The organism is Streptococcus taoyuanensis, assembly GCF_029589235.1.
In the GTDB taxonomy this organism is placed as follows: Bacteria; Bacillota; Bacilli; order Lactobacillales; family Streptococcaceae; genus Streptococcus; species Streptococcus taoyuanensis.
This window is the reverse complement of record NZ_JARQVW010000001.1, coordinates 1-25,078: the sequence shown is the minus strand read 5'-3', so window position 1 is coordinate 25,078 and position 25,078 is coordinate 1. Positions and strand designations below refer to the sequence as shown.

23 protein-coding genes are annotated in these 25,078 nt (G+C 42.2%); 10 read left to right on the top strand and 13 right to left on the bottom strand.

Features of this window, described 5'->3' with window-relative positions; translation table 11 throughout:
• Positions 1-374: 374 nt before the first annotated feature.
• From P5Y91_RS00115 to nox, 7 genes are all read right to left on the bottom strand, one after another.
• Entirely contained in the window at positions 375-572 is a 198-nt protein-coding gene (locus P5Y91_RS00115; protein ID WP_277838647.1) for a Sec-independent protein translocase subunit TatA/TatB, read from the bottom strand.
• Entirely contained in the window at positions 572-1,291 is a 720-nt protein-coding gene (gene tatC, locus P5Y91_RS00110; protein ID WP_223141909.1) for a twin-arginine translocase subunit TatC, read from the bottom strand. Before tatC ends, P5Y91_RS00115 begins: the two co-directional genes overlap by 1 nt.
• Positions 1,278-2,963 (bottom strand): FTR1 family iron permease, encoded by a 1,686-nt coding sequence (locus tag P5Y91_RS00105; RefSeq protein WP_277838643.1) that lies wholly within the window; start codon positions 2,961-2,963, stop codon positions 1,278-1,280. Before P5Y91_RS00105 ends, tatC begins: the two co-directional genes overlap by 14 nt.
• Positions 2,941-4,146, bottom strand: coding sequence for an iron uptake transporter deferrochelatase/peroxidase subunit (gene efeB / locus P5Y91_RS00100; RefSeq protein ID WP_118398258.1), 1,206 nt, complete (start codon positions 4,144-4,146; stop codon positions 2,941-2,943). Before efeB ends, P5Y91_RS00105 begins: the two co-directional genes overlap by 23 nt.
• 5 nt (positions 4,147-4,151) lie before the next feature.
• Positions 4,152-5,024: an iron uptake system protein EfeO gene (efeO, locus tag P5Y91_RS00095; RefSeq protein ID WP_118398255.1), complete on the bottom strand. Its 873-nt coding sequence runs from the start codon at positions 5,022-5,024 to the stop codon at positions 4,152-4,154.
• A 110-nt stretch (positions 5,025-5,134) separates the two neighbouring features.
• Positions 5,135-6,679, bottom strand: coding sequence for a ClC family H(+)/Cl(-) exchange transporter (locus P5Y91_RS00090; protein WP_118398252.1), 1,545 nt, complete (start codon positions 6,677-6,679; stop codon positions 5,135-5,137).
• A gap of 361 nt (positions 6,680-7,040) precedes the next feature.
• Entirely contained in the window at positions 7,041-8,417 is a 1,377-nt protein-coding gene (gene nox, locus P5Y91_RS00085) for a H2O-forming NADH oxidase (RefSeq protein WP_003001563.1), read from the bottom strand.
• Positions 8,418-8,641: 224 nt separating this feature from the next.
• On the opposite strand from nox, the gene P5Y91_RS00080 reads away from it, so the two are divergent.
• The 3 genes from P5Y91_RS00080 to P5Y91_RS00070 are packed head-to-tail and all read left to right on the top strand — an operon-like array spanning position 8,642 to position 11,450.
• A complete protein-coding gene (locus P5Y91_RS00080; RefSeq protein WP_310648358.1) occupies positions 8,642-9,565 on the top strand; it encodes an FAD:protein FMN transferase in 924 nt (307 codons plus the stop codon).
• Between the two features lie 25 nt (positions 9,566-9,590).
• The gene (locus tag P5Y91_RS00075; protein ID WP_118398247.1) at positions 9,591-10,196 is read left to right on the top strand and encodes an NADPH-dependent FMN reductase; all 606 of its coding nucleotides are present in this window, start codon (positions 9,591-9,593) and stop codon (positions 10,194-10,196) included.
• 18 nt (positions 10,197-10,214) lie between these two features.
• A complete protein-coding gene (locus tag P5Y91_RS00070; protein ID WP_118398244.1) occupies positions 10,215-11,450 on the top strand; it encodes an NAD(P)H-dependent oxidoreductase in 1,236 nt (411 codons plus the stop codon).
• Between the two features lie 37 nt (positions 11,451-11,487).
• Here P5Y91_RS00070 and P5Y91_RS00065 read toward each other — a convergent pair whose 3' ends face one another.
• The 3 genes from P5Y91_RS00065 to brnQ all read right to left on the bottom strand — a co-directional run bounded on the left by P5Y91_RS00065 (position 11,488) and on the right by brnQ (position 14,251).
• Positions 11,488-12,051: a TlpA family protein disulfide reductase gene (locus P5Y91_RS00065; RefSeq protein WP_024055504.1), complete on the bottom strand. Its 564-nt coding sequence runs from the start codon at positions 12,049-12,051 to the stop codon at positions 11,488-11,490.
• Between the two features lie 21 nt (positions 12,052-12,072).
• A complete protein-coding gene (gene ccdA2 / locus P5Y91_RS00060) occupies positions 12,073-12,780 on the bottom strand; it encodes a thiol-disulfide oxidoreductase-associated membrane protein CcdA2 (RefSeq protein ID WP_049482972.1) in 708 nt (235 codons plus the stop codon).
• Between the two features lie 154 nt (positions 12,781-12,934).
• Positions 12,935-14,251, bottom strand: coding sequence for a branched-chain amino acid transport system II carrier protein (gene brnQ, locus P5Y91_RS00055; RefSeq protein WP_272157678.1), 1,317 nt, complete (start codon positions 14,249-14,251; stop codon positions 12,935-12,937).
• Positions 14,252-14,386: 135 nt separating this feature from the next.
• On the opposite strand from brnQ, the gene P5Y91_RS00050 reads away from it, so the two are divergent.
• Positions 14,387-15,415, top strand: coding sequence for a YdcF family protein (locus P5Y91_RS00050; protein WP_277838637.1), 1,029 nt, complete (start codon positions 14,387-14,389; stop codon positions 15,413-15,415).
• A gap of 180 nt (positions 15,416-15,595) precedes the next feature.
• Here P5Y91_RS00050 and P5Y91_RS00045 read toward each other — a convergent pair whose 3' ends face one another.
• Positions 15,596-16,150: a GNAT family N-acetyltransferase gene (locus P5Y91_RS00045; protein ID WP_277838636.1), complete on the bottom strand. Its 555-nt coding sequence runs from the start codon at positions 16,148-16,150 to the stop codon at positions 15,596-15,598.
• Positions 16,151-16,246: 96 nt separating this feature from the next.
• Between P5Y91_RS00045 and P5Y91_RS00040 the strand changes: the two genes are divergently transcribed.
• The gene (locus P5Y91_RS00040; protein WP_277838635.1) at positions 16,247-17,590 is read left to right on the top strand and encodes an MATE family efflux transporter; all 1,344 of its coding nucleotides are present in this window, start codon (positions 16,247-16,249) and stop codon (positions 17,588-17,590) included.
• Positions 17,591-17,658: 68 nt separating this feature from the next.
• Here P5Y91_RS00040 and P5Y91_RS00035 read toward each other — a convergent pair whose 3' ends face one another.
• Entirely contained in the window at positions 17,659-19,329 is a 1,671-nt protein-coding gene (locus P5Y91_RS00035) for a formate--tetrahydrofolate ligase (protein ID WP_277838633.1), read from the bottom strand.
• A gap of 175 nt (positions 19,330-19,504) precedes the next feature.
• Between P5Y91_RS00035 and P5Y91_RS00030 the strand changes: the two genes are divergently transcribed.
• The 5 genes from P5Y91_RS00030 (at position 19,505) to P5Y91_RS00010 (ending at position 23,760) form a co-directional block, all read left to right on the top strand.
• Complete coding sequence (locus tag P5Y91_RS00030; protein ID WP_277838632.1) at positions 19,505-20,182, top strand: phosphopantothenate--cysteine ligase; 678 nt, start codon at positions 19,505-19,507, stop codon at positions 20,180-20,182.
• A 10-nt stretch (positions 20,183-20,192) separates the two neighbouring features.
• The gene (coaC, locus tag P5Y91_RS00025) at positions 20,193-20,732 is read left to right on the top strand and encodes a phosphopantothenoylcysteine decarboxylase (protein WP_277838630.1); all 540 of its coding nucleotides are present in this window, start codon (positions 20,193-20,195) and stop codon (positions 20,730-20,732) included.
• Positions 20,729-21,289 (top strand): ECF transporter S component, encoded by a 561-nt coding sequence (locus tag P5Y91_RS00020; RefSeq protein ID WP_024056113.1) that lies wholly within the window; start codon positions 20,729-20,731, stop codon positions 21,287-21,289. Before coaC ends, P5Y91_RS00020 begins: the two co-directional genes overlap by 4 nt.
• 150 nt (positions 21,290-21,439) lie before the next feature.
• Positions 21,440-23,155 carry a phospho-sugar mutase gene (locus tag P5Y91_RS00015; RefSeq protein WP_277838627.1) on the top strand — a complete coding sequence of 572 codons (1,716 nt, stop codon included), beginning with the start codon at positions 21,440-21,442 and terminating at the stop codon, positions 23,153-23,155.
• 257 nt (positions 23,156-23,412) lie between these two features.
• Positions 23,413-23,760: a DUF6568 family protein gene (locus P5Y91_RS00010; protein ID WP_277838625.1), complete on the top strand. Its 348-nt coding sequence runs from the start codon at positions 23,413-23,415 to the stop codon at positions 23,758-23,760.
• Positions 23,761-23,787: 27 nt separating this feature from the next.
• Here P5Y91_RS00010 and mutY read toward each other — a convergent pair whose 3' ends face one another.
• Positions 23,788-24,942 carry an A/G-specific adenine glycosylase gene (mutY, locus tag P5Y91_RS00005; protein ID WP_277838623.1) on the bottom strand — a complete coding sequence of 385 codons (1,155 nt, stop codon included), beginning with the start codon at positions 24,940-24,942 and terminating at the stop codon, positions 23,788-23,790.
• Positions 24,943-25,078 lie beyond the last annotated feature (136 nt).

Below are 25,078 nucleotides of genomic sequence, written 5' to 3'. Positions count from 1 at the left end.
TTTGATTTAGTCATGGAACTTCTAATAAGTTCGCTGACGTCCGTACTCACTTAAGGAAAGTTTTTTATATGACTTTATCTTCAATCTGAGACCGTTAAAACCTCTTTGTTTGAATCTTTCTAACTGAATTGGACACAAAAAATCCACTCACTCGGGGTGAAATGGATTGTTTCTTCATTAACGGTTCAACAAGAAATTGAACAATTTTTCGACAATTTTTACGACCAACCAGCATAAGAATCCGATATAGCTAAAATAGAAAATGAGTGACAAAATCGTAATAATCATGGTTTCCTCCTTCGTCGATTGCAAGTACTTGTCTTATTATACCTTTTTATGCAATCGAACTCAATAGAATTTTGAAAATTGTCTGATTATTCTTTTTCTTCTTTTTCTTCTTTGGCGTCTTGATCTGCTTCTTCACTGCCTTTATTGACAGCTGTCTTAAATTCAGCAAACATTTTGCCGATGGACTGGCCCAACTCAGGCAGGCGTTTTGGTCCAAAAATCAAGAGGGCGCCCAGGATGATGATGATCAAACCTGGTGCTCCAATATCACGTAAAATTCCCATTAGTTTCTCCTTTTTCTTGAATAGATGACTTTACTGAAGGCGACACTGACTTCAAATAAGAGGATCAAAGGGAGTGTCATGGCCAAGTCACTGATAAAGTCTGCAGGGGTTAGCACGACGGCTAAGACCAGCAGAACAAAGTAAGCATAACGTCGGTAGGTTATTAAAAACTGTGGTGTCAAAAGTCCAATCGAGGTCAGAAAAGCGACCAAAACTGGTAACTCGAACAAGACCCCTAAAGGCAAGGTAGTGTGCCATAAGAAGGTTAGATAATTTTGTGCTGTTAATTGGGTATCAAACAGCCCTTCTCCCAATCGCATCAGGACCTCTAAAATAGCTGGACTGACAAAGAAATAACCAAATGCAAGCCCCAGTACAAAGCAAATAAAGCTAGCTGGGATGTAGGCAAAGACTGCACGCGCCTCCTTCTCCCTCAAAGCCGGCCTTACAAATTGCCAAATCTGGTAGACAATAAAGGGCAAGGTCAGGCTAAAGGATGTGAGATTGGCCAGCGATACATAGATCCAGAGAATATCATTCGGTCCCAGTACCAGCAGTTTTTGATGCAGGCTAGCCGTCAAGGCTTGATAGATTTCTCCTCCAAATACAAATGCTAGGATGAAGACGATAATATAGCACAAGACCACTGCGATCAATCGTTTTCGAAATTCGACCAAATGTTCAACAATAGTCATTTCATCTGCTCTACTCTTTGCCATGTTGTCTCACCGTAACGAGTGCGATCAAGGCCACAAAGATACCTTGAGGAAGAAGAACTTCCCAGCTTGGATAGATCCCCGCCCAATCGATGGTTGGAAGTCCATTGACCAAATGACTAGGTAGGATATTGGTCAACTGCAGGGCGTGAATGCTGACACCGAGCATCTTGAAGGCCAAAGCGTAAATCAACCACGTCAGAATGAAAAAGATTCGATGAGGTTGGATAGCTTGACTGGCCTTGGTCATGGCCACTGCAATGATGATGAGAACGGCTATAGCAAGCCCGATTCCCAGTAAGAAATTCGCAGTTGTAATCCGCGGAATGATCCCGACATAAAAGAGAATGGTCTCAGCCCCTTCACGAAAGACTGCTAAGAAACTGAGAGCAAACATCGATACAAAGCTTCCTGTAGCCGTCACTGTCTTCATTTGACGGTCCATAAAGGCATTCCACTGTTTGACAGAGGACTTGCTGTGGAGCCAAATTCCGATGAGGATCATCATGACCACAGCGAAAATCCCAACCCCACCTTCAATGATTTCCCGATTAGACCCCGAAGTAACGGCTGGAAATGCTACTTGCAGAACAAGAGCAATCGCTGCACTGGCAAGAACACCAGCTATAGCTCCACCGTAAACCCATTTGAGGCCTTTCCTCATCTTAGTGGCTTTAAGGGTCGTTACAAGCGCCATGACGATCAGAAGAGCTTCTACTCCTTCACGCAGAAGAATTAACATGGCGTCAAAGACGTTGTAAGAAGCTGTCGTATCGATCGCAGACAGGTCCTTGATCAAGGCTTGTAATTTCTCTTGATAGGCCTTTTCTTTCCCCTTGACCATAATGACCGGGGATTCGCTCTCTACGCGCGTGTAGAGACTGGGATTGGTCGTGCTAACATCTCCCTCGATGGTTGGCCAGATCGTGATGAACTGCTTCATAGTCGCTGCAGCAGATTTATCGTCGCCGGATTGAAATTGGCTTTGCGCCTTCTCCAAAAGCTTGATCCCATCTTTCAACGTCAAATCCGTACTGGCACTGCTAATGGCTTCTCCTTTTACAAAGGCATCAATCCCAATTTTGAGGTCATTATAAGAGGACTGGATGTTAGTGAAATCAGTAGGCTCTGTTTCAATACTACTGCGCAAGAGCGAAATGGCCGTCTCGATTTTGCCATAGTAGGCTGTGCTGTGATCTCTTACCACCGCTTCGTTTCGCGTCCAGGTGTTATTGAGATCAGCATAGGTTTGACGGGTTTTATCCAGATCCTTAGCTGTAATGGCCTCTTGTAGGTTCTTAAAATAAGGTGCGAGCCGACTCACGAGTTTGTCTTTTTCCGCCTCTAAATCGACCGGATTTTGCTCTTTTTCAAAAGCCAGCAAGGCTGATGAGATCTTGGTAAGATCGTCTTTGGTTACCTCCCCTTTTATAGCCAGGGCTTGGTTAACTTTTTTCCCTGCCTTGGAATCATGGTGATCTTTGGATTCAAAATCAGCCTGAATCTCAGCGATTAATGCCTTGGCCTTTTTCTGGTCCTTATTTTGTACAGCGGTTGTTGCATCCGTGATCTTGATAAAGAGATCGCTATAAGACTCCGCAGCCACTGGATGAGTCCAGAACAAGGCAAGAAGGCCTAAAAGGATCAAGAGTTTATTCAAAGAGTGCTTGACCAAGATACCCTCCTTTCTCAACGCCTGCAAAGCAAGCAAAGAGTCCACTTCCGATATGAGTGATATACTCGTTCATTTTGTCTACTGCGCCCAAGTTGGTTTGGATTTTGACAAAGCTGTTCGGATCCTTTTGAAAGGCGATAAAGATCAAGCCTGCATCAAATTGCCCGGTTTGTTCATTGATGCCATCCGAATAGGAATATGACCGGCGTAAAATCGGTCGATCGACTTCTTTGGCCAAACGGACATGTGAATCAACTGGTAGTTTAGATAAATCTACTTCATCAAATTCGTTGGTTTTACCAAAGGGAGCACCGGACTCCTTGTAGCGACCAAAGGTATTTTCCTGTTCCTGCAAATTGGTTCGATCCCAAGTTTCCAAGTGCATTTGCACTAGGCGAAGAGCCATATAGGAACCACCCTTCATCCAGTCCTTGCTGTCAGTCCAGACGACCTTGTCAAAATCCTTCTCAGTCGTGACATTTGCTGTTCCATCCTTGAAACCAAAGAGGTTGCGCGGCGTTTCTTTTCGGTCACCAATAGCTGCAAAGCCTGATTTGCTCCACTTCATGGTAATGGTATTGCGACCCTTACGAATCAGATTTCGCACCGCATGAAAGGCTACTTGCTCATCATCTGCACAGGCTTGAATGACGATATCACCACCAGTGTATTTGTCCTGCAACTGCTCCTTTGGAAATGGAGGCAAATCACGAAAGAGTTTCGGACGCTTGGACTCCAAGCCCAGTTTCTTTAGAAAGGAAGCCGAAACCCCAAACGTCAGGCTCAAGCGATAGGGGTTAAGTCCTACTGTTTCACCAGTATCTGTTGGTGGCAAGAGGGCATTGGACCCATCTTTTTTGACCAACTCTCCTTCGACTAATTTACTACTATAATCAGTCCAGTCTTTAAAGAGCTGGATGACTTCTTTTTTGTCCGTCGTGTGAAGGTCTAACACCACCAAGTAGCAAGCCTTCTGCATGGCCGTCGTAATCCCTGCTTGGTGCTTGCCATAAAAGGAGATGTCTTCATCCCCATCATAAGCTTTTTTGCTGGAACTTTCTTGTTTAGCGAAAAAAGCAGATGCACCAGAGAGACCTAGCGCTAGACCAGCCCCTCCAATACCTGCTTTTTTAAGAAATTCACGACGGTCCATTTTTTTATCTAAAAATTTTTCGTCAGCCATTTTTCTTATTTCCCATCTAAAATCACACCCATTTGAGACAAAGGTTCACCAAGTTTGGTCACAGCTTCAGCCAATTCCTTGGTATCTTCCTTGGATAAATCTGTGTAAGACTTATAGTTTGAATCATCTGTCATGTGTTTGTCCAATAAAGCATTAACATTCTTGAACTCTGCTTCCAAGGTTTTAACCAATTTAGCATCTTTTTTCTCAATCAAGGGTTTAAAGAGAGAGAAGATCTTTTCAGCCCCTTCAATATTGGCACGGAAGTCGTAAAGATCTGTATGAGAGAAGACTTCTTCTTCACCCGTAATCTTTTGCGTTGCCACTTCGTTGAGCAAATCGACAGCTCCGGTCAACATGATATCCGGTGTGACTTCTACTGTAGCAATTTTAGCTTTCAACTCCTTGATATCGTTCACTAGTTGGTCAGCGTATTTGTCTGTTCCATCTGTAGTATTGTTTTCCCAAAGGATACGTTCAATCCGGTGGAAACCTGACCAGCCATCTTCTGATTTATTTTCATCCACATAATCCACCAAACGGTAGTCGATCTTGACATCCGATTCTCCGAAGGTTTCAGCAATCGGTTCGGAACGTTCATAGGCCATACGGATCAAGGGATATTGTTTTTTAGCTTCTTCCAAATTCCCGTCTTTTAGGGTAGCTCGGAATCCTTCTGTATCCTTGAGCAATTGGTCAATTTGCATTTCAACAAAGTCTTTGTATTCAGCTGTCGCATTGTCCAAGGTCTTCTGGTCAGCCTTTGACAACTGCACCGTTGAGCTGGTTTGCGTCTTTTGACTGGACTGTTTGCTAGTAGTATTTGCACACCCTGCTAAAAGAGCAACACTCAATAAGAGTAGACTATATTTTTTCATGAAAGACTTCTCCTCATTTGTTCTTGCCCTTATTTTACCAGATATTTTCTCATTTTTCAATAATTGTCTGAAAATTTAATAATAGAAAAACTTTTCTGAGAATCTGTCTTTTACAAAAGAATATCTTTGACTCGTCCGATTTCGGATTCTTTAACCACCACAAAGATGCTATCACCTAGATACAAGCGGGTCGCACCATTGACCGTATAGCTCTTACCACTTCGCATTTGCGTGGTGATCAAGATATCTTGAGGGAGGTGCAGTTCATGGACTTGCTTTCCTGCGATCTTTTCTGATACAGGGATCTCAATTAAAGTCAACTCTCCTTCTTCTTGCGCCTTATCTGGCAAGAGTTGCTCCAGCATGGCTTCATAGACTGGCGCACCATGGAAGAGATCCATAATCATATAAGCTACCAAGGTGACCATCCCTAGTGGCATTAAACTTCGAATATCGCCTACCATCTCTGTTACCAAAATCATCGCTGTTAAAGGAGCTTTCGAAATAGCCCCAAAATACCCACTCATTCCTAAAATAATGAAGAGAGGTAATTGATTTTGAGAGATAAAGCCAATATTTTGGAGGAAAGTTCCAACAATGGCCCCTAAAAGAGATCCTAAAGCTAGAATGGGCAAGAAAATTCCGCCAGGTAGACCACTACCATAGCTCAACATACTCCAGATAAACCGGATCGTAAAATAGAGAAGGATCGATAGAACTGGATACGGTACTCGAGCTAAATCTAACACCAATTGGTTCCCGCCACCAAGAATTTGTGGAAGAAAATAGCCGATTGGAAGAATCGAGACAAAGGCAAATAAGGAAGAGTAATGAGAGGGAACATGAAAAATCTTTTCAAGTAAACGATACAATCGACCGATATTGAGAACCACTATTTCGTAGACATAACCCGCTGCCCCTAAAAAGACTCCAAGAAAAAGATAAATCCAGTACTGAGACAGATGGAGCGGCGGAATATTTTGTGGCATATGAAGCACTGGTGTTTGACCAAAGACATTGAGTGAAATAAAATTAGCAGTCAAACTAGCAGCCAAGGTCGAAATCCAAAAGAAGCGTGAAAAATGATGGTAGACCTCTTCAACCACAAATAAGAGCCCCGCTATAGGTGCATTAAAGGCAGCCGCAAGACCAGCAGCAGCTCCACTTGCAATCAAAGATCGCTCTTCAACCGGACTGACCTTCAAATGATGAGCCACTCCTTTTCCACCCATCGCTCCTAATTGAATACTAGGACCTTCACGACCAAGCATCAAGCCACTTCCGATGGCCAAGACACCTAGAATATACTTCTTCCACAAGGTATCCCACCAACTGACCGCTAAGAGACCCTTTAGCTCTGCTTCGACTTGCGGAATTCCTGATCCCTTGATATCCCGATTGGTGCGAATGAGGCGACCAGCAATCAGTACGATCACCCCATACCCCAACAGCATCGCCAGCAAATAAAATGGTTGACCAGACATCTCCTTGTAGACACCTTGAACAAAATGAAACAAATGCTCGATCAAAAAACGAAAACTCGAGACGATGCATCCCACAACAATCCCAACCAGAACACCTCTGACAATATGGGCTACAATCGAACTAGAGGCAAAATGAAATTCCTTTTTTAAGGCTTCTTCTTTAGCAGACATTCCCTAACTCCTTCAAACTCTTATCCTATTCATTATACCTTATTTCACTGCCTCTGAATACATGGAAAGACAGAAAAAAACAAAAACACCCTTGTTAGTTTTGTTTAGAATGTAGACAAACCATTTTATCAAGTAAAATAAGTTAAGAAATTCTACAAAGAAATATAAATATGTTCTATTTATTATGGAACGAATAAAGAAAAGTCAAAACTTTCCGCTGTGAGAAAAATGCCTGAAACAATACAGTTTCAGGCACTCGGAATTATTGAGACCTTAGGCTCAATAATTAGTCATGGAACTTCTACGAAGTTCGCTGACGTCCGTACTCACCTAAGGAAAGTTTTTAATAGAACTTTAGTTATTATTCAGCAGTTAAAGCCGCCATTGTGATGTAGTTGTAAGGTTTGTTGAAGTGTGGCAAGAAGAACAAGTCAGTCAAAGCCAATTTATCAATCGTCACGTGTTCTTGAATCGCAAGTGAGAACATGTGGATAGCCATTGAAATGGCGCTATCACGTGATACCATTTGAGCCCCAAGGATTTGACGAGTGTCTTTATCGTAGACGATCTTGATACCAACTTCGTAATTATCATGTTTGATAAATTCAGGTTTTTGAAGGTCGTTGAAGCCAGTTTCAGTGGCATTGAAGCCTGCAGCTTTCGCTTTTTCAAGCGTCAAACCAGTTGAAACCATGTGAAGGCCGTAGATAGAGATACCGTTAGAACCTTGAACACCGATTCCTTCTAATTCATGACCAGTCGCATTGTAGGCACCGACAATACCTGAACGAACCGCATTAGACGCAAGAGCGATGTAGCTCATTTCGTTACGAGCGTTATCGAAGATAGTCGCACAGTCACCAACTGCGTATACACCTGGAAGTGAAGTTTCTTGTTTCTTATCAACAAGGAAGGCACCATTGCGGAAGAGTTCGATCTTACCATCAGCAAGAGCTGTATTAGGACGGAAACCAACAGCCAAGATAACCATATCTACATCGAAGGTTTCTTTATCAGTTACAAGGCGTTCCACCTTACCATCTCCTTCAACCGCTTGAACTGTTTGTCCAAGTGCCAAACGGATGTTGTGGTCTTCCAAGTTTTTCGCCATGATGTCAGTGAAGTCTTTGTCGTAGTAGCCATTCAAGACAGTGTCCACGATATCCACCAAGACAACGTCTTTACCAAGACGTTCGAAAGCTTCAGCAAGTTCAACACCAATGTAACCACCACCAACTACGGCGATACGATTCAAGTGTTTGCTGTTGTCTTTCAATTTTTCGATCACTTCTTCAGCGTTTTGGTACAATTTAACGAATTGAAGATTTTCAAGAGTTGCTTTGAATTCGCGGTTACCAGGTACGATTTCAACTCCTTTAATTGGAGGAATGATTGGTGTTGATCCAGTCGCAAAGATCAATTTTTCGTAAGATTCTTTGTGTTCTTTTCCATCAACTTCTGCAGTCACCACTTTGTTGTCATAGTCAATTGAAAGAACAGGAGAGTTCATGTAGACTTTTGCACCTTTTGCTTCCAATTTTTCTTTGTCAGAGTAGAAAAGACCTTCAGGACCATCGATTTGCTCACCGATCCAAAGCGCCATCCCACATCCAAGGAATGAAATGTTTGAGTTTTGGTCAAAAACTACAATTTCATTTTCATTTCCGAAATTATCTAACATAGTGTTGATACAAGCTGTTCCGGCATGGTTAGCCCCTACAACAACGATTTTACTCATAGAATTAATCCTACCTTTAATTTAATTTACTTCTTGAGTATATCACAAAAATGATATCGGTTACAATTATTTTGCTCAGAATTTGTGATCTTTTTTTCAATTTTCCAGAAAATCACATTTCACATGTTTCAAAAAATGTCAAATAATTTGACTGAAAGGATTGTGAAAACGGTCTCTTTCTGATATACTATAAATAAGTGAAAATAGGAAGGGATAGATTTTTAGTGGACCTAAGTAGTCGATCCGAACGTTTGATGGGAACAACCATCACTGTTTCAATCTGTCACCCACAAGCGAATGAACTCTTAGCCCGCTGCTTTGAACTTCTTCGCTCCTACGAACATCGCTTCAGTGCCAATGATGCAAGTTCTGAACTCATGGAGGTCAATCACCAAGCTGGTATTGCGCCAGTTCAGGTGCATCCAGATCTTTTTGAACTGATTGCTTTAGGAACCTTACATAGTCAAGCTCAAAACAGCCATTTAAACATTGCCATTGGTCCTCTTGTACAGACCTGGCGAATTGGATTTTCAGATGCTAGACGTCCCCAGCAAGGGGAAATTGATCAAGCCCTGGCCAAGATCGATCCTCACCAAATCCAGCTCGACCTAGAAAACCATACAGTCTTTCTGATGCGTCCTGGAATGAAGATTGATTTAGGAGCCTTGGCTAAGGGTTATAGTGCAGACTGCATTGCGACCTTTTTAAAGAGCCAGGGAGTAACAGATGCCTTGATTGATCTGGGAGGCAATATCCTCACTGTCGGTCAACACCCCATCAAACAACAGCCTTGGCGGATTGGTATTCAAAATCCAGTCGAAAAAAGAGGCCAGCACCTACTGGTCCTCTCAGTCAAGGATAAATCTGTTGTCACCTCTGGTATCTACGAGCGTCATTTAGAAGTTGACGGCCAGTCGTTTCACCATATTTTTGATAGTAAGACGGGCTATCCGGTTGAGACAGACTTAGCCAGTATCACCATCATATCTGATCGATCCGTAGACGGGGAGATATGGACTACCCGCCTGTTCGGGGAAGCTCCTGCTTCTATCCTCAACACTGTTGAATCACTTCCTGGTATAGACACCTTATTGGTTTCTCAATCAGGCAAGATTGCCTATACAAGTGGGCTTCAATCTTATTTATAATTCTCCTATCAGAAAGGAATTTTCCATGACAAAACTTATTGCGATCGTTGGAACAAACTCCAAACGTTCAACAAACCGCCAACTACTTCAATACATGCAAAAGCATTTTGCTGATAAGGCTGAAATTGAATTGGTTGAGATCAAAGATATCCCTGTCTTCAACAAGCCAGCCAACAAACAAGTTCCTGAAGCTACCTTAGAGATTGCTGCTAAAATCGAGGAAGCTGATGGTGTCATCATTGGCACACCAGAATACGATCATTCCATCCCTGCTGTCTTGATGAGCGCCCTTGCTTGGTTATCTTATGGGATCTACCCTCTCTTAAGCAAGCCAGTGATGATCACAGGTGCATCATATGGAACACTTGGTTCTTCTCGTGCGCAATTGCAACTTCGTCAAATCTTGAACTCACCAGAAATCAAAGCAACTGTTCTTCCAGACGAATTCTTGCTTTCTCACTCTCTTCAAGCGTTTGATCAAAATGGTGACTTGGTAGACCTTGATGTCATCAAGAAATTGGATGCCATCTTTGATGACTTCCGTATCTTTGTAAAAGTTACTGAAAAATTGCGCAACGCTCAAGAACTGCTTCGCAAAGATGCAGAAGACTTTGACTGGGAAAACTTGTAAGATAGGAGACATACTAGCATGAAATTTGTAGGACTTGTAGGATCGAACTACGACCAATCATATAACCGCAAACTTTTGGAATTCATCCGTCGTCACTTCAAGATCAAATTTGAATTAGAAGTTCTTGAAATCGATGAAGTTCCAATGTTTAACCAAGATGAGAAATGGGACGAAAGCTTCCAATTGCGTCTCCTTAACAATAAAATTACCCGTGCTGATGGTGTGATTATCGCAACACCTGAACACAACCACACTATTTCAGCAGGATTAAAATCTGTTTTAGAATGGCTTTCCTATGAAGTGCATCCTTTTGAAAGCAAACCTGTCATGATTGTAGGTGCTTCTTACTACGACCAAGGTACTTCTCGTGCCCAAGTTCACCTTCGTAAGATTCTAGATGCTCCTGGTGTCAATGCCTATACCCTTCCGGGGAACGAATTCCTTCTCGGAAAAGCGAAAGAAGCTTTTGATGCAGACGGCAATATCATCAACGAAGGGACTGTAAAATTCCTTGAAACTTGTTTAGATAACTTTGTGAAATACGTAGGAGTCGTTTCTAAATTGAAAAAACCAAAACCAATTGAAACAGAAGATTTGGATTGCGGAAAACCAATCGCTACTACTGTTACCGAGGTTGATCCGGATGATCCAGATTGGGTAGAAAAAGTTGCAGAAATTACAGGGGCTGTATCTGGTGATACTTATGTCAAATTGGACCACGGTATCCTGACTGTTAATCAGATTGATATGTTCTTGAAAGCTATGCCTTTCGAATTGACGTACGCTGATGACAACAACCAATTCCTCTACTACAACAATGCCCACCAAGATCCAGATACCATGTTTGCGAAACGCGTGCCACCTCAATCAGGTAGCCGGATGTCAACCGTTCATGGCTCCCTACCACCAGCACGTATGAAAAACGTGGAATGGGTGATTGGTACCCTTCGTAACGGTAACCAAGACTATGTTCGGACCATTGTTCCAGGGTCTCCTGAAGGCGTGATCAATACTCACAACTACCAAGCTATGTACTATGAAGATGGTTCATACGCTGGTATCAATGAGATTGTCTTCAACTTCAAACCATGGTTGGACTGGTACCTACAAACAACAGGACAACGTCTAGTTGGCGGAAGCGGGCCATTTGCTCCTGCTGGTGGTCATGGTGATGCAGATGCAACTTCAGGTGCTTCCGATGCTGGAGGACACAGTGATGGAGCTGCTGATGCTACATCTGGTGCAAGCAACTAAGAAACTAGAAAAAAATGAAGCTTCGTGCTTCATTTTTTTATTGTAACTCTTTAATGATCTTCTTAGCATCGTCGTTTGAAATAACCCCTAATTGGACATGTCCAATTTTCCCATGACTGTCTATAAAGACTTCTGTAGGAATAGAGCGAACCTGATAATCTGCAAATGCAGAACCGTCTGGATTGTACAAGACCGGTACGGACTTGTAATCTTGTTGATCAAACCATTTAACGAATTCTTCTTCTGTTTTTTCACCTTGGAGTCCTGGTGCCATAATGGTTAGAATTTCAAAGTCTCTATCCGAATCCTTGACCAATTTCTCTAATTCAGGCATACTTTGCCGGCAAGGGCCACACCAGGTTGCCCAAAATTTCAAATAGACTTTTTTGCCTCTATAGTCTGAAAGTTTGACCGTATTCCCCTTCATATCCTTTAGTTCAAAGTCACTAGCGTCTTTTCCTACCAAAGGATTCTTATTCGTTGTTGTATTCATTGTTGGCTGATTGTCCATACTACTCTCACTGGATTGATTCATGGAACAAGCTGACAGCAAAGCTAAAGAGAGAACTGAGAAACAAGCGTATTTAAAACCTTTCATCATGCGTTAAACCTCCGGATTATTTTATGAAAAGATAGATGACAAACTGTTCAATTGTCCCAAAAGTAAGAGAATTCCCATCAGAATAATGATGGCTCCGCCGATTTTCTTCAGCAATAACAAATGGGGTTTGAGACGATTAAAGTAAGGTAGGACCAGACTAGATGCTAAGGCCAACAGTAAAAACGGAAGAGCCATTCCCAAGGTATAAACAAGGAGATAAATAGCTCCCATAAGAGCATCTTGTCCATCTGATGCTGCTAAAGCAAGAACTGATCCTAATACCGGACCAATACAAGGCGTCCAACCAAAACTAAAGCCAAGACCAAGGAGAAAAGCTGAAAACAATTCATTCTTCTGTTTGTTGGCTCCAAAATCTACTGATTTTTGCTTTTCAAGGAAATGAAAATGAAAGACTTCCATTTGATGAAGACCAAGGATAATGATGAGGGCTCCCATCAGATAACGAAACCAATTGGTGTACATGATCTTTCCAAGCAAGCCCGCTCCAAAACCAATGAGGAGGAAAATAACAGAAATACCTGCAATAAAACAAAGGGTTTTCAGCAAGCCATGCCAGCGAATTTTTTTCCCGAACAATTGGATAGCCTTTTCCTGATCACTTCCTAGTAAGATTCCAATATAAACCGGAAGCAAAGGAAAGACACAGGGAGAAAAGAAAGACAGAATACCCGCAAGAAAAACTGTCAATGAAAAAACGATTGGATTCATAGTTCACTCCGTATATTGATATGCTACATTCAGTATAACATTGACTGACAAAAAATAAAAATTTCTGCTACGTTTTTTTACTAAAGTTTGGATTTAGATACTAGTTTCAAAAGAAAAACTCTAAAGCATGAAACTTTAGAGTTTCTAATATAACTTATTCTTCTGCCGTTTGTTTATTTGGTAATACGAGCGATAAAAGAATCCCGATGACTACTGGCACTAACCATGGAAGAGATTGAGCCGCAAATGGAAGCAAAGCAATCCCCTTTTCTACTAGTGAAATTTTAAAGGTACTTGCCAGAACACTTGCAAGAGAGACCAAGCTGGCCAAGAAAATAGTCAGTTGCATTCCTGGTTTTGAAAGAGCCACAAATTTATTCACTATCACAATCAATACAATGGTAATGGTGATTGGGTAAAGAATCATCAAGACTGGCAATGAGAAAGCAATAATGGTATTCAAGCCAAGGTTGGCAATCGCAAAACCAATCAGAGTGAAGACACTTGCATAGACCTTGTAAGAAACCTTAGGGAAGGTGCTATGGAAGAATTCACTAGTAGAGACGATTAAACCAGCTGTTGTGGTAAAGCAAGTTACCGTCACCATTCCTGCTAGGAAAATCTGAGCAGTCGGACCAAAGATCGCTTTGGTCGCTTCTGATAATACATACACCCCTTTATTGGTATCAGATGCCATAACAGAAGCCGGAATTGGAAAATGATTCCCCAGATATCCTAAACCGATATACAGCACACTAAAACCAAGCGCTACGACAATCCCAACCAACCAAATGGTCTTGATGTATTCTTTCTTACTTGAAAATCCAAGTTGATTCAGGGTAGTCACTGCGATCACACTAAAGGCAACAGAAGCCAAGGCATCCAAGGTATTGTAGCCCTCTAAAAATCCTTGCCCAAAGGTAGAAGCCTGATAGGCTTTGGTGGCCACCATTGGAGCGTGTCCACTGTATTTTAAAGCTCCAAGAACGACCAAAATCAAAATGAGAATCGCAAAGATTGGAGTCAATATACGACCGATCCGATCTAGAATCTTAGATGGATTCAAAGCAATCAGAAAGGCTAACAAAAAATAGACCAGGGTAAAAATGAAAAGTGCTAAACTGGCATTCATTCCACCTAATAAGGGGGCTGTCCCCACTTCGAAAGATACCGTCGCCGTTCTTGGAATGGCAAAGAAAGGACCAATCGAAAGATACAGCGCAACTAAGTATACAATCGCGAAAACAGGTGAAATCTTACGAGAAATCTCATGAATATATCCTTTGGGATTAAGCGTCCCGATAATCAAGGTCACAATGGCAATTCCCACTCCTGAAAGGACAAACCCAGCAATAGCTGGCCAAAATTGATTACCCGATAAAGCACCAAGAGCCGGTGGGAAAATCAGGTTTCCAGCACCAAAAAAAATACCAAACAGTAATAAACCTGTCAGGGAACCTTTTCGTAACATACGATCTCCTTAAAAAAACGATAATCTTAACTTTATCAAATTCATTTGAAGAATGCAACTTATTTGCATGAACAATCCGCTAGTTCTATCAGTCATTATGGTACAATGGATGTAAGATTTTACGAGGTGCAAAACATGTATCTATATCTATTCTGGTTATTTCCAGCTCTTATTTTTTTATTGTTCTTTATGAGTGATCGCAGAAGGATTTTCAATGCTTATCTCTTTTCGATAAACCTAGGACTTCTTCTACTGATTTCTGCATTTCTCCTAGTCGTTCGAACTGAGCTATGGTTTAATCAACAAATTGCAATTATTGTCTTTGTTGTGATTTCCATCTTCGTTTTTCTCAGCATTATTTTCTCATCTATCTTTCTCCTTTTTAACGGCCGTCAAATGATGGCTTTTGAAGGAAAAAGACTGGCCAACCTCCTCTCGCTTCTCTATGGGCTGTTTATTATCGGAGCTTTGGCACTTCATTTTCTACCCTATTTCCCAGGGAATGACATCCTCATTTATCTGACTGACTTTGCCCTGTTTTACATGACCTTTCTCTACCTCTCTTATGTATCCTATGGGACCTTTTGCAATCTCTTTCCGGTTCGCAAAGAGCCAGACGCCATCATCATCCTTGGCTCAGGTTTGATCGGAGACAAGGTTCCCCCACTCTTGGCCCAGCGTCTTGAGAAAGGAAAGTTCATCTATGAGCAGTTCGAGGGACGACCAAAGCTGATTGTTTCCGGTGGCCAAGGGTCAGATGAGCTGATCGCTGAGGCGGAAGCGATGGCCAGATACTTAATGGAACACGGGGTTCCTGAAGACGCCATTCTCATCGAGAATCGCTCTCGTACTACTTTTGAAAACCTGACCTTTAGCAAGCGTATCCTTGAAGAACAGGGGCTTGGCAAGAGAGTCCTTGTGGTGACCAATTCTTTTCACGCGCTCCGTGCAGGTGTCTTTATGAGACGATTGAAAATACCTGGTCGAAGTATCGGTTCAAGAACAGCTTTTTACTATCTCCCATCCGCTTGGATTCGAGAAACCGTTGGCTTGGTTTCACTCTATTGGAAATGGCATGTTGCCTTCCTAGCTCTTCTGTTTCTACCTTGGTTCTTTACACAAATCATGAAACTGATTGAGTTCTTCATGCAACATCTAAACTAAAAGAGGCTGGGCAAAAACTGTCCAGCCTTCTATGCTTGATAGAAGTAACTATATGACGCAGTGGTTGATTGGCATCTTTGTTCGCTTTTCAAGCTACAAAGATGACCTAATCAACTGTGCGGGGGTGGGAATACGAACTCTTTTTAACTAATCAGAGTTCTTTCCCACTCCCTTTCTTGTCTAGTGGTCACTAAAGTGTCTATATTTAATGCGGAAATCGAAATAATTTTCTTCCTGCAGTTTACGGAAAATATCGCGATAAGCCTCTTCGTCAAAGTGATCACCCCGATAGAGAATTTCAAAGCTCAGTCCTTCGTATTCTAAAAAGGCATTGGCAGTTTTAAATCCATTTCGCTTATAGAAATCCATCCGAGACTTACGTTGCTCTAGATTGTCACATTCTTCATCTAAACGTTCCACTTCAAGTATCATGGTTCTTTGGTAAAATTCTACCAATTTTTCAATGATTTCTTGACCATAACCGTGGCTACGTAGGTGGGGCATAATGGCAAAGAAGCTAACATAAAAAACTTTCTGGTTATAGATAGAAAAAGCAAATCCTACAAATTCTTCTTCGTTATAAAAAGCAAAAAAATTAGCATCGTCATTGTCCGTATAACGCAGGTATTCCGACAAAGGAACTCGCTCTTCTTCTGGAAATGCCTCGATATTCAGCCTCTCGACCTTGTCCAGATCTGGGAACGTTTCCGTGATTAATTGGCTGGTTAAGCTCATAAAAGCCTCCTTTTCTGCCCTGATTATACCAAAAAATGTAAGGGGATTCAACTACCGATGCTTGTCGCTGGTTACTGAAGTTGGTATAATGACACTATGAAAAGAATTCAACGTGTGGACCTCATAGATGGTCCTATTTTACCCGCTCTTTTGAGTTTCGCCTTTCCTATTCTTTTGTCCAATATCTTTCAACAACTCTACAATATCTCAGATGTCATGATTGTAGGGCGTTTTTTAGGTCAAAAATCTTTGGCCGCCATTGGGGCAACCTCTGCTATTTTTGATTTGATTGTTGGATTTGCTGTCGGTGTTGGCAATGGGATGGGGATTATTATCGCGAGAAATTATGGAGCCAAAAATGAAGATCAATTACGAAAATCAGTTGCCGCAACTGCTATTACTGGTGGCATCCTCAGTCTCTTCGTGATCTTCATTGGTGCTGTCGGACTTTATCCCCTGCTCCAGTTTTTAGGGACCCCATCAGCAATTGTGTCCCAGTCTTATCTCTATATTTCTACCATTGTTAACGGTGTGGCTGTGACCTTTGCCTATAATCTTTGTGCCGGACTTCTTAGAGCGGTTGGCGATAGCTTAGTAGCACTCTACTTCCTGATTATCGCTGCCATTCTCAATATTCTTCTCGATCTTTATTTTATTACCCAACTCCATCTCGGAGTTCAATCTGCTGGGATTGCGACCATCATCGCCCAGGGTATTTCGGCCCTTCTTTGTCTTCTCTATATTCGTAAGAAGGTCCCTTTTCTGCTCCCACATCGCAAGGATTTTGTTTGGGACAAGGATCTTTATCAGGATCTGCTAAGTCAGGGCCTTGCCATGGGCCTCATGACTTCCATCGTTTCGATTGGAACGGTTATCCTCCAATCCGCTATTAATCAGCTTGGAACAACCATTATCAGTGCACAGGTCGCAGCCCGTCGTATCATGTCCTTTGCCGTTTTACCGATTACAGCTATCGCCTCAAGTATCACAACCTTTATCTCGCAGAATTTTGGCGCAGAGCAATTCCAGCGGATCAAAAAAGGCGTTACCATTGCCAACCTTCTTTCTTGGGTTTGGTCTGTCTTGGTTGCTGCTCTTCTATTCTTCACAAGTCCGTCTTTAACCAGCTTTATTTCCGGCTCGACAAATCCTGATCTCATTGCAAATGCCAGTCTTTATCTCCAGATCAGCTCTTGCTTTTATCCTATTTTGGCGAGTCTCATCATCCTGAGAAATGCCCTACAGGGAATGGGTAAAAAATTAACCCCACTCACATCCAGTTTTATTGAATTGTTTGGAAAAATTTTCTTCGTTCTGTGGATTATTCCTCACACCGGCTACATGGGGGTCATTCTCTGCGAACCCCTTATCTGGATTCCCATGACCCTACAGCTCATCATAATCTATCGAAAAATCAGGTACCAACTCCTTACTGAATAATGATTGATTAACAAGACCAAAACAACTTCTGCTCATTTGAACAGAAGTTGTTTTTAGATATCTAGCTATTAGAACAAACCGATGGCTGTTCCATCAGCAGCCACATCCATATTCAAAGCAGCTGGACGTTTTGGTAAACCAGGCATGGTCATCACATCCCCCGTCAAAGCGACAATAAAGCCTGCACCCAATTTTGGAACCACTTCACGGATAGTGATTTCAAAGTTTTCAGGAGCTCCCAAGGCATTTGGATTATCAGAGAAGCTATATTGTGTTTTAGCCATACAGATTGGCAACTTATCCCAACCATTTTTCACGATTTGGGCAATTTGTGTCTTGGCTTTCTTCTCAAAATTCACCTTAGTACCGCGATAAATTTCTGTAACAATCTTTTCAATTTTTTCTTCAACAGTAAGGTTGTTATCATACAAGCGTGTGTAGTTAGCTGGATTTGTTTCGATGGTTTTAACCAAGGTTTCAGCAAGGTCAACTCCACCGTCCGCACCATTCGCCCATACGCTCGCAAGCTCAACTGGTACATCAATTTCAGCACACAATTCTTTCAAAGCAGCAATTTCTGCTTCTGTATCGGTGATAAATTCATTGATGGCAACCACTGTAGGAATGCCAAACTTACGGATATTTTCAACGTGACGTTTCAAGTTGGCAAAACCAGCACGAACAGCCTCTACATTTTCTTCTGTCAGAGCATCCTTGGTCACTCCACCGTTCATCTTAAGGGCACGGAGTGTCGCTACGATTACGACTGCATCTGGTGATGTAGGTAAGTTTGGAGTCTTAATATCCAGGAATTTTTCAGCGCCAAGGTCAGCACCAAATCCTGCTTCTGTAATCGTATAGTCTGCTAAATGAAGAGCTGTCGTCGTTGCTAATACAGAGTTACATCCATGGGCGATATTGGCAAATGGACCACCGTGAACAAAGGCAGGTGTTCCATAGATAGTTTGAACCAAGTTTGGCTTAATCGCATCTTTGAGGATCAAGGCAAGAGCCCCTTCCACTTCCAAATCACGGACATAAACTGGGCTACGATCATAACGGTAACCAATCACGATGTTGGCCAAACGACGTTTCAAATCTTCAATATCTGTCGCCAAGCAAAGGATGGCCATGATCTCAGAAGCAACGGTAATATCAAAACCGTCTTCACGCGGAATCCCATTTAAAGGGCCGCCAAGACCGACAGAAACATGACGAAGAGCGCGGTCATTCAAATCCACTACCCGTTTCCAGATAATCCGACGTTGGTCAATTCCTAGCTCATTTCCTTGGTGCAAATGATTATCAATCAATGCTGAGAGGGCATTATTAGCCGTTGTGATCGCATGCATATCCCCTGTGAAATGAAGGTTGATATCTTCCATCGGTAGAACTTGGGCATAGCCACCACCAGCAGCACCACCTTTAATCCCCATAACTGGACCTAAAGAAGGTTCGCGAATGGCAATCATGGTTTTTTTACCGATTTTATTCAAAGCATCTGCTAGACCAATGGTGATGGTTGATTTCCCTTCTCCAGCTGGAGTTGGGTTGATCGCAGTGACTAAGATAAGTTTTCCTACTGGATTTTTCTCAACTTCACGAATCTTATCAAAGCTCAATTTCGCCTTGTATTTTCCATACAATTCAAGATCATCGTCAACCAAACCAATTTTCTTCACAACGTCCACAATCGGTTGGAGTTCAATGCTTTGAGCAATTTCGATATCTGTTTTCATAAGGGACTCCTTTATATTTGATAGATCTATTATACCTAAAATTCGCGAAAATAACATAGTTTTTCCACCTTTTGAATCGAACGTTCGTTTTTTATGTAAATTTTATGGCTACACATAGCTAATCCTAATAGCTTCAGAACTTTACTTACGTATCTTTTTTGTGTAAAATAAGCATATGCATATTTTAATTACATCTGGCGGGACAAGCGAAGCCATTGATAGCGTTCGTGCGATCACCAATCATTCCACCGGAAGCCTAGGAAAAATCCTTGCCGAAATGGCTCTTGCAAAGGGACATCAGGTGACCTTGATCACAACGCCTACCGCGCTTAAACCTGATCCTCACCCACAGCTTCGACTTCTATTGATCCAGAATGTCGAAGAACTTCTCACACAAATGAAAACGGAAGTCCCTCAACATCAGGTTTTGATTCACGCTATGGCAGTCTCAGACTACACACCTGTTTACATGACAGGCCTTGATGAAGTTGAGAAAGCTCAAGACCTTCATAGCTTTATCCATCGTGAAAATCAGGAAGCGAAAATTTCTTCCAAAGAAGAATACCAAGTACTCTTTCTAAAAAAAAATCCGAAGATTATCTCGCTCGTCAAAGAATGGAACCCTGCCATTCAACTGATCGGCTTTAAGCTATTAGTCGACGTTTCTTCTGCAGAGTTGATCCAAGTAGCGCGTGAAAGCCTCGTTAAAAATCATGCCAGCATGATCGTTGCCAACGATCTGACCAAGATTCAGAACGGTCAGCATCAAGCCTATCTAGTGACAGATGATCAGGTCCTAGAAGCTTCTACGAAAGCAGAAATCGCAGAGGCTATCCTACGTTATATCAAATAAAAAGGAACATATGACACACATTACTTTAGCGGTTACCGGTAGTATTTCCGCCTATAAAGCTGCTGATATTACTAGCCAACTAACCAAATTGGGATTTGAAGTGAAGGTCCTCATGACTCCTTCAGCCCAAAAATTTATCACCCCTTTAACCTTGCAAGTTCTTTCAAAAAATCAAGTGGGGCTTGATGTTATGATTGAAGACGATCCACAGCGGATCGAGCACATCGACATTGGGAAAGAAACTGACCTCTTTCTTGTAGCGCCGGCCAGTGCCAACACCATTGCTAAATTGGCCATGGGACTTGCAGATAATATGGTCACAAGCACAGCTCTAGCCTTGCCTCAAAGGACTAAAAAATTACTGGCCCCTGCTATGAATACAAAAATGCTAGATCATCCTGCTACCCAACGAAATCTAAAACTCTTACAAGACTATGGTTACCAGATCATCCAACCTCGAGAGGCTACTCTCGCTTGTGGAGATCAAGGTTCTGGAGCTCTAGCCACTGTCGACACTATCATCCAAGCTGTTAAGGAGAATTGTTTATGAGAAAATCAGCCTCTATTTCACGAATTGCCATCTTTTTTGCCGTGATGATCACCATTCACTTTGTGACGTCCTTCATTTTGCAATTTGTCCCATCAGGAATTCAACCAACCTTGGTTCATATTCCTGTCGTGATCGCTTCTATTATCTACGGACCTCGAACTGGAGCAATTCTAGGACTCCTCATGGGACTCTTTAGCCTCACCATGAATACCCTGGTTATAACACCAGCCAGCTATCTCTTTAGTCCCTTTGTCCCTCACGGGAATCTCTACTCCCTTATCATTGCCATAGTCCCTCGGATTCTCATTGGGGTAACCCCTTACTTCGTCTATCGCTGGATTCGCAATCGTACAGGACTTATGATCGCTGGAATTGTCGGCTCTATGACCAATACTGTTTTCGTTCTAAGTGGGATTTATTTCTTCTTTGGAAATAGCTTCGGTGGTGGAATTCAACATTTCCTAGCCTTGATTATATCTACCAACTCTCTCATCGAAGTCATTGCTACAGTCCTCATTACCAGTGCCGTCGTTCCATCTCTTGAAAAATTAAAATAACCTTTCAAGCCAAGACCAATTTATCTTGGCTTTATTTGATGGTGAATTAGCTCTATTTTTTTGAAAAGATTTACATTTATCGCTAGAATTTTCAGAAAAAATTTGCTATAATGTAAGCGATTAAATTATAAGCAAAAAGGAGACGCTTGCATGACCTATCAAGAAAACTACCAAAAATGGCTCGACTTTGCTGAATTACCAGCTTACCTTCGTGATGAGTTGGTCGCAATGGATGAAAAAACAAAAGAAGATGCCTTCTATACCAACCTTGAATTCGGTACAGCTGGTATGCGTGGATTGATTGGTGCTGGTACCAACCGCATTAACATTTACGTTGTTCGCCAAGCAACTGAAGGTTTGGCCCAATTGATCGACTCAAAAGGTGAGGAAGCCAAGAAACGCGGAGTTGCGATCGCTTACGATAGCCGTCACTTCTCTCCTGAGTTTGCTTTTGAATCTGCTCAAGTTTTGGCTGCTCATGGGATCAAATCGTATGTATTTGAAAGCCTTCGTCCAACACCTGAATTATCATTTGCTGTTCGTCATCTCCACACATTTGCTGGGATCATGGTAACTGCTAGCCACAACCCTGCTCCATTTAATGGATACAAAGTATACGGTGAAGACGGTGGACAAATGCCTCCAGCAGATGCTGATGCATTGACAGATTACATCCGTGCTATCGAAAATCCTTTCACTGTACAATTAGCTGACCTTGAAGAAAGCAAAGCTAACGGCTTGATTGAAGTTATCGGTGAAAACGTCGACGCTGAATACTTGAAAGAAGTGAAAGGTGTTAACATCAACCAAGACTTGATCAATGAATTCGGACGCGACATGAAGATCGTCTACACTCCACTTCATGGTACTGGTGAAATGTTGGCTCGTCGTGCTCTTGCCCAAGCTGGATTTGAAGCTGTTCAAGTTGTTGAAGCTCAAGCTGTTCCAGATGCTGACTTCTCAACTGTTAAATCTCCAAACCCTGAAAACCAAGTTGCCTTTGCTCTTGCTGAAGAACTTGGTCGCAAAGTAGACGCTGATGTATTGGTTGCAACTGACCCAGATGCTGACCGCCTTGGTGTTGAAATCCGCCAACCAGACGGTTCTTACCTAAACCTTTCTGGTAACCAAATCGGAGCGATCATTGCTAAATACATTCTTGAAGCTCACAAAACAGCTGGTACACTTCCTGCCAATGCTGCCCTCTGTAAATCAATCGTATCAACTGAGTTGGTGACTAAGATTGCAGAAAGCTACGGCGCAACAATGTTTAACGTCTTGACTGGTTTCAAATTTATCGGTGAAAAAATCCATGAATTTGAAACACAACACAACCACACTTACATGCTTGGTTTCGAAGAAAGCTTCGGTTACCTCATCAAACCATTCGTACGTGACAAAGACGCTATCCAAGCTGTTCTTATCGTCGCCGAAATCGCAGCTTACTACCGCTCACGTGGTATGACTTTGGCAGATGGTATCGAAGAAATCTACAAACAATACGGCTACTTCGCAGAAAAAACCATCTCTGTTACCCTTTCAGGTGTGGACGGGGCTGCTGAAATCAAGAAAATTATGGATAAATTCCGTGGCAATGCTCCTAAACAATTTAACAATACAGACATTGCTAAGACAGAAGACTTCTTGGAACAAACAGCTACTACTGCTGACGGCGTTGAAAAGTTGACAACTCCTCCAAGCAACGTGCTTAAATACATTTTGGCTGATGATTCATGGTTTGCCGTTCGTCCCTCAGGTACCGAACCAAAAATCAAATTCTACATCGCTACAGTTGGTGAATCTGAAGCAGATGCTAAAGAAAAAATTGCAAATATCGAAGCAGAAATCAATGCTTTTGTAGGCTAAAACACGAGGCTGGGACAAAAGTCCTAGCCTCTCAATTATTTTTGGATTGTCGAGCAAGACGCAGTGGTTGAGTGGACTCTAGTACGCTGATTTTATCAGCTTTTACAGCCCTACTCAACTGTGCGGAGGTGTGACGACGAAATCGAATTCTAACGAATAACCGATTTCTGTCCCACTCTCTCTTTCTTTCGTAGCAAATACCAGCGATTTTATAGAAAATATGGCATACTAGACATAGAAGAAAGCGAGGTAATCTCATGGAACAATTTTTAGAAGATATTAAAGATCTTGAAGTGACAACTGTCGCGCGTGCGCAGGAAGCAATCGATCAAAAAGAAACAGCAACCTTCTTTATCGGACGCAAGACTTGTCCTTACTGCCGGAAGTTCGCTGCTAAGTTGGCAACTGTCGTAGCTAAAACAAAAGCTCATATCTACTTCATCAATAGTGAAGAACCAAGTCAGCTAGACGCATTACAAGCCTTCCGCTCAAACTACGGCATCCCAACTGTCCCAGGATTTTTACATGTCGAATCCGGTGAAGTCAGTGTTCGTTGCGACTCATCCATGTCCGAAGAAGAAATCAAAGCATTCGCTCATCTATAAAAAAATTAGCTAGAGATCAGTCTCTAGCTATTTTTCATTTTCCGAAAAAGTCATCCAAATCTTCTGCTGGGGTTTAGCAAAAGGATAGTCCGAAAATTCTTCTGGTGTTAACCAAACAGTCGATTCACTTGCTGGCTGTTCTCCTTCTTTTACCAGACCATATCGAATTTGAACCTGCCATTTGCGATGCGAAAAGACATGCTGAACGATAGGATAAGATCTGTCCTGCCAATCAATGGCCAAGTCATAGTCCTGTTCAAAAGAAATAATTTCTGGGTTACTCTCTGCTTCCCCCTTCCCATCCAATAGAGATAATTGGCCTAGGTTCTCAGATAGGCTATCCACTTCGATCAAGGGGAAATGCCAGAAACCTGATAAAAGCCCCTCTCGCTCATTTTTCTCCAACAAATAGCGGCCTTGACTATCCTTGATAATAAAGGCTGTGAGATAGACAGGTACAGGTTTCTTCTTAGGAGCCTTAATGGGATAACGATCCATTGTCCCTTGTTGGTAGGCCGCACTAAATTCCTTAACAGGACTCTCTTCCGGCCGTGGATTGACTGGCGATTCAATATCGGATCCCAAATCCATCAAAGCCTGATTGAAATCACCCGGACGGGCCGGATCGATCAAGATTTCCATCATAGCTTGAAAAATCTTGCGATTAGTTGGAACTCCGATATCGTAGTCCACCTCAAACAAGCGGGCTAGAACACGCATGACATTGCCATCTACTGCTGGCTCTGGTAATCCAAAGGCAATACTAGCGATCGCACCAGCTGTATAAGGCCCAATTCCCTTGAGTTTAGATATTTCCTCATAACTTGATGGAAACACTCCTCCATGATTTTCCATTATCTGCTGGGCAGCTTTCTGCATATTGCGGACACGTGAGTAATACCCCAAGCCTTCCCAAGCTTTTAAGAGTTTTTCTTCAGGAGCTTGAGCCAAATCAGCGACCGTCGGAAACCAGTCTAAAAAACGCTCATAATAAGGAATCACCGTATCGACTCGTGTTTGCTGAAGCATAATTTCTGAGATCCAAATTTTATAAGGATCCTGGGTCCTTCTCCAGGGGAGATCCCGTTTATGGGCATCATACCAGGCTAATAACTTTTCTCTGAAGGAAGCAATTTTTTCCTCCTCCCACATGGTAATTCCGTAATCTTTCAAATCTAACATATTCCTAGTATACCATAGAATGAGTTAGAGTTTAGAAATTCTGATTTTATAATGAAAAAGAGGCTGGGACAAAAGTCCTAGCCTCTCAATTGTTTTTGGATTGTCGAGCAAGACGCAGTGGTTGAGTGGGCTCTAC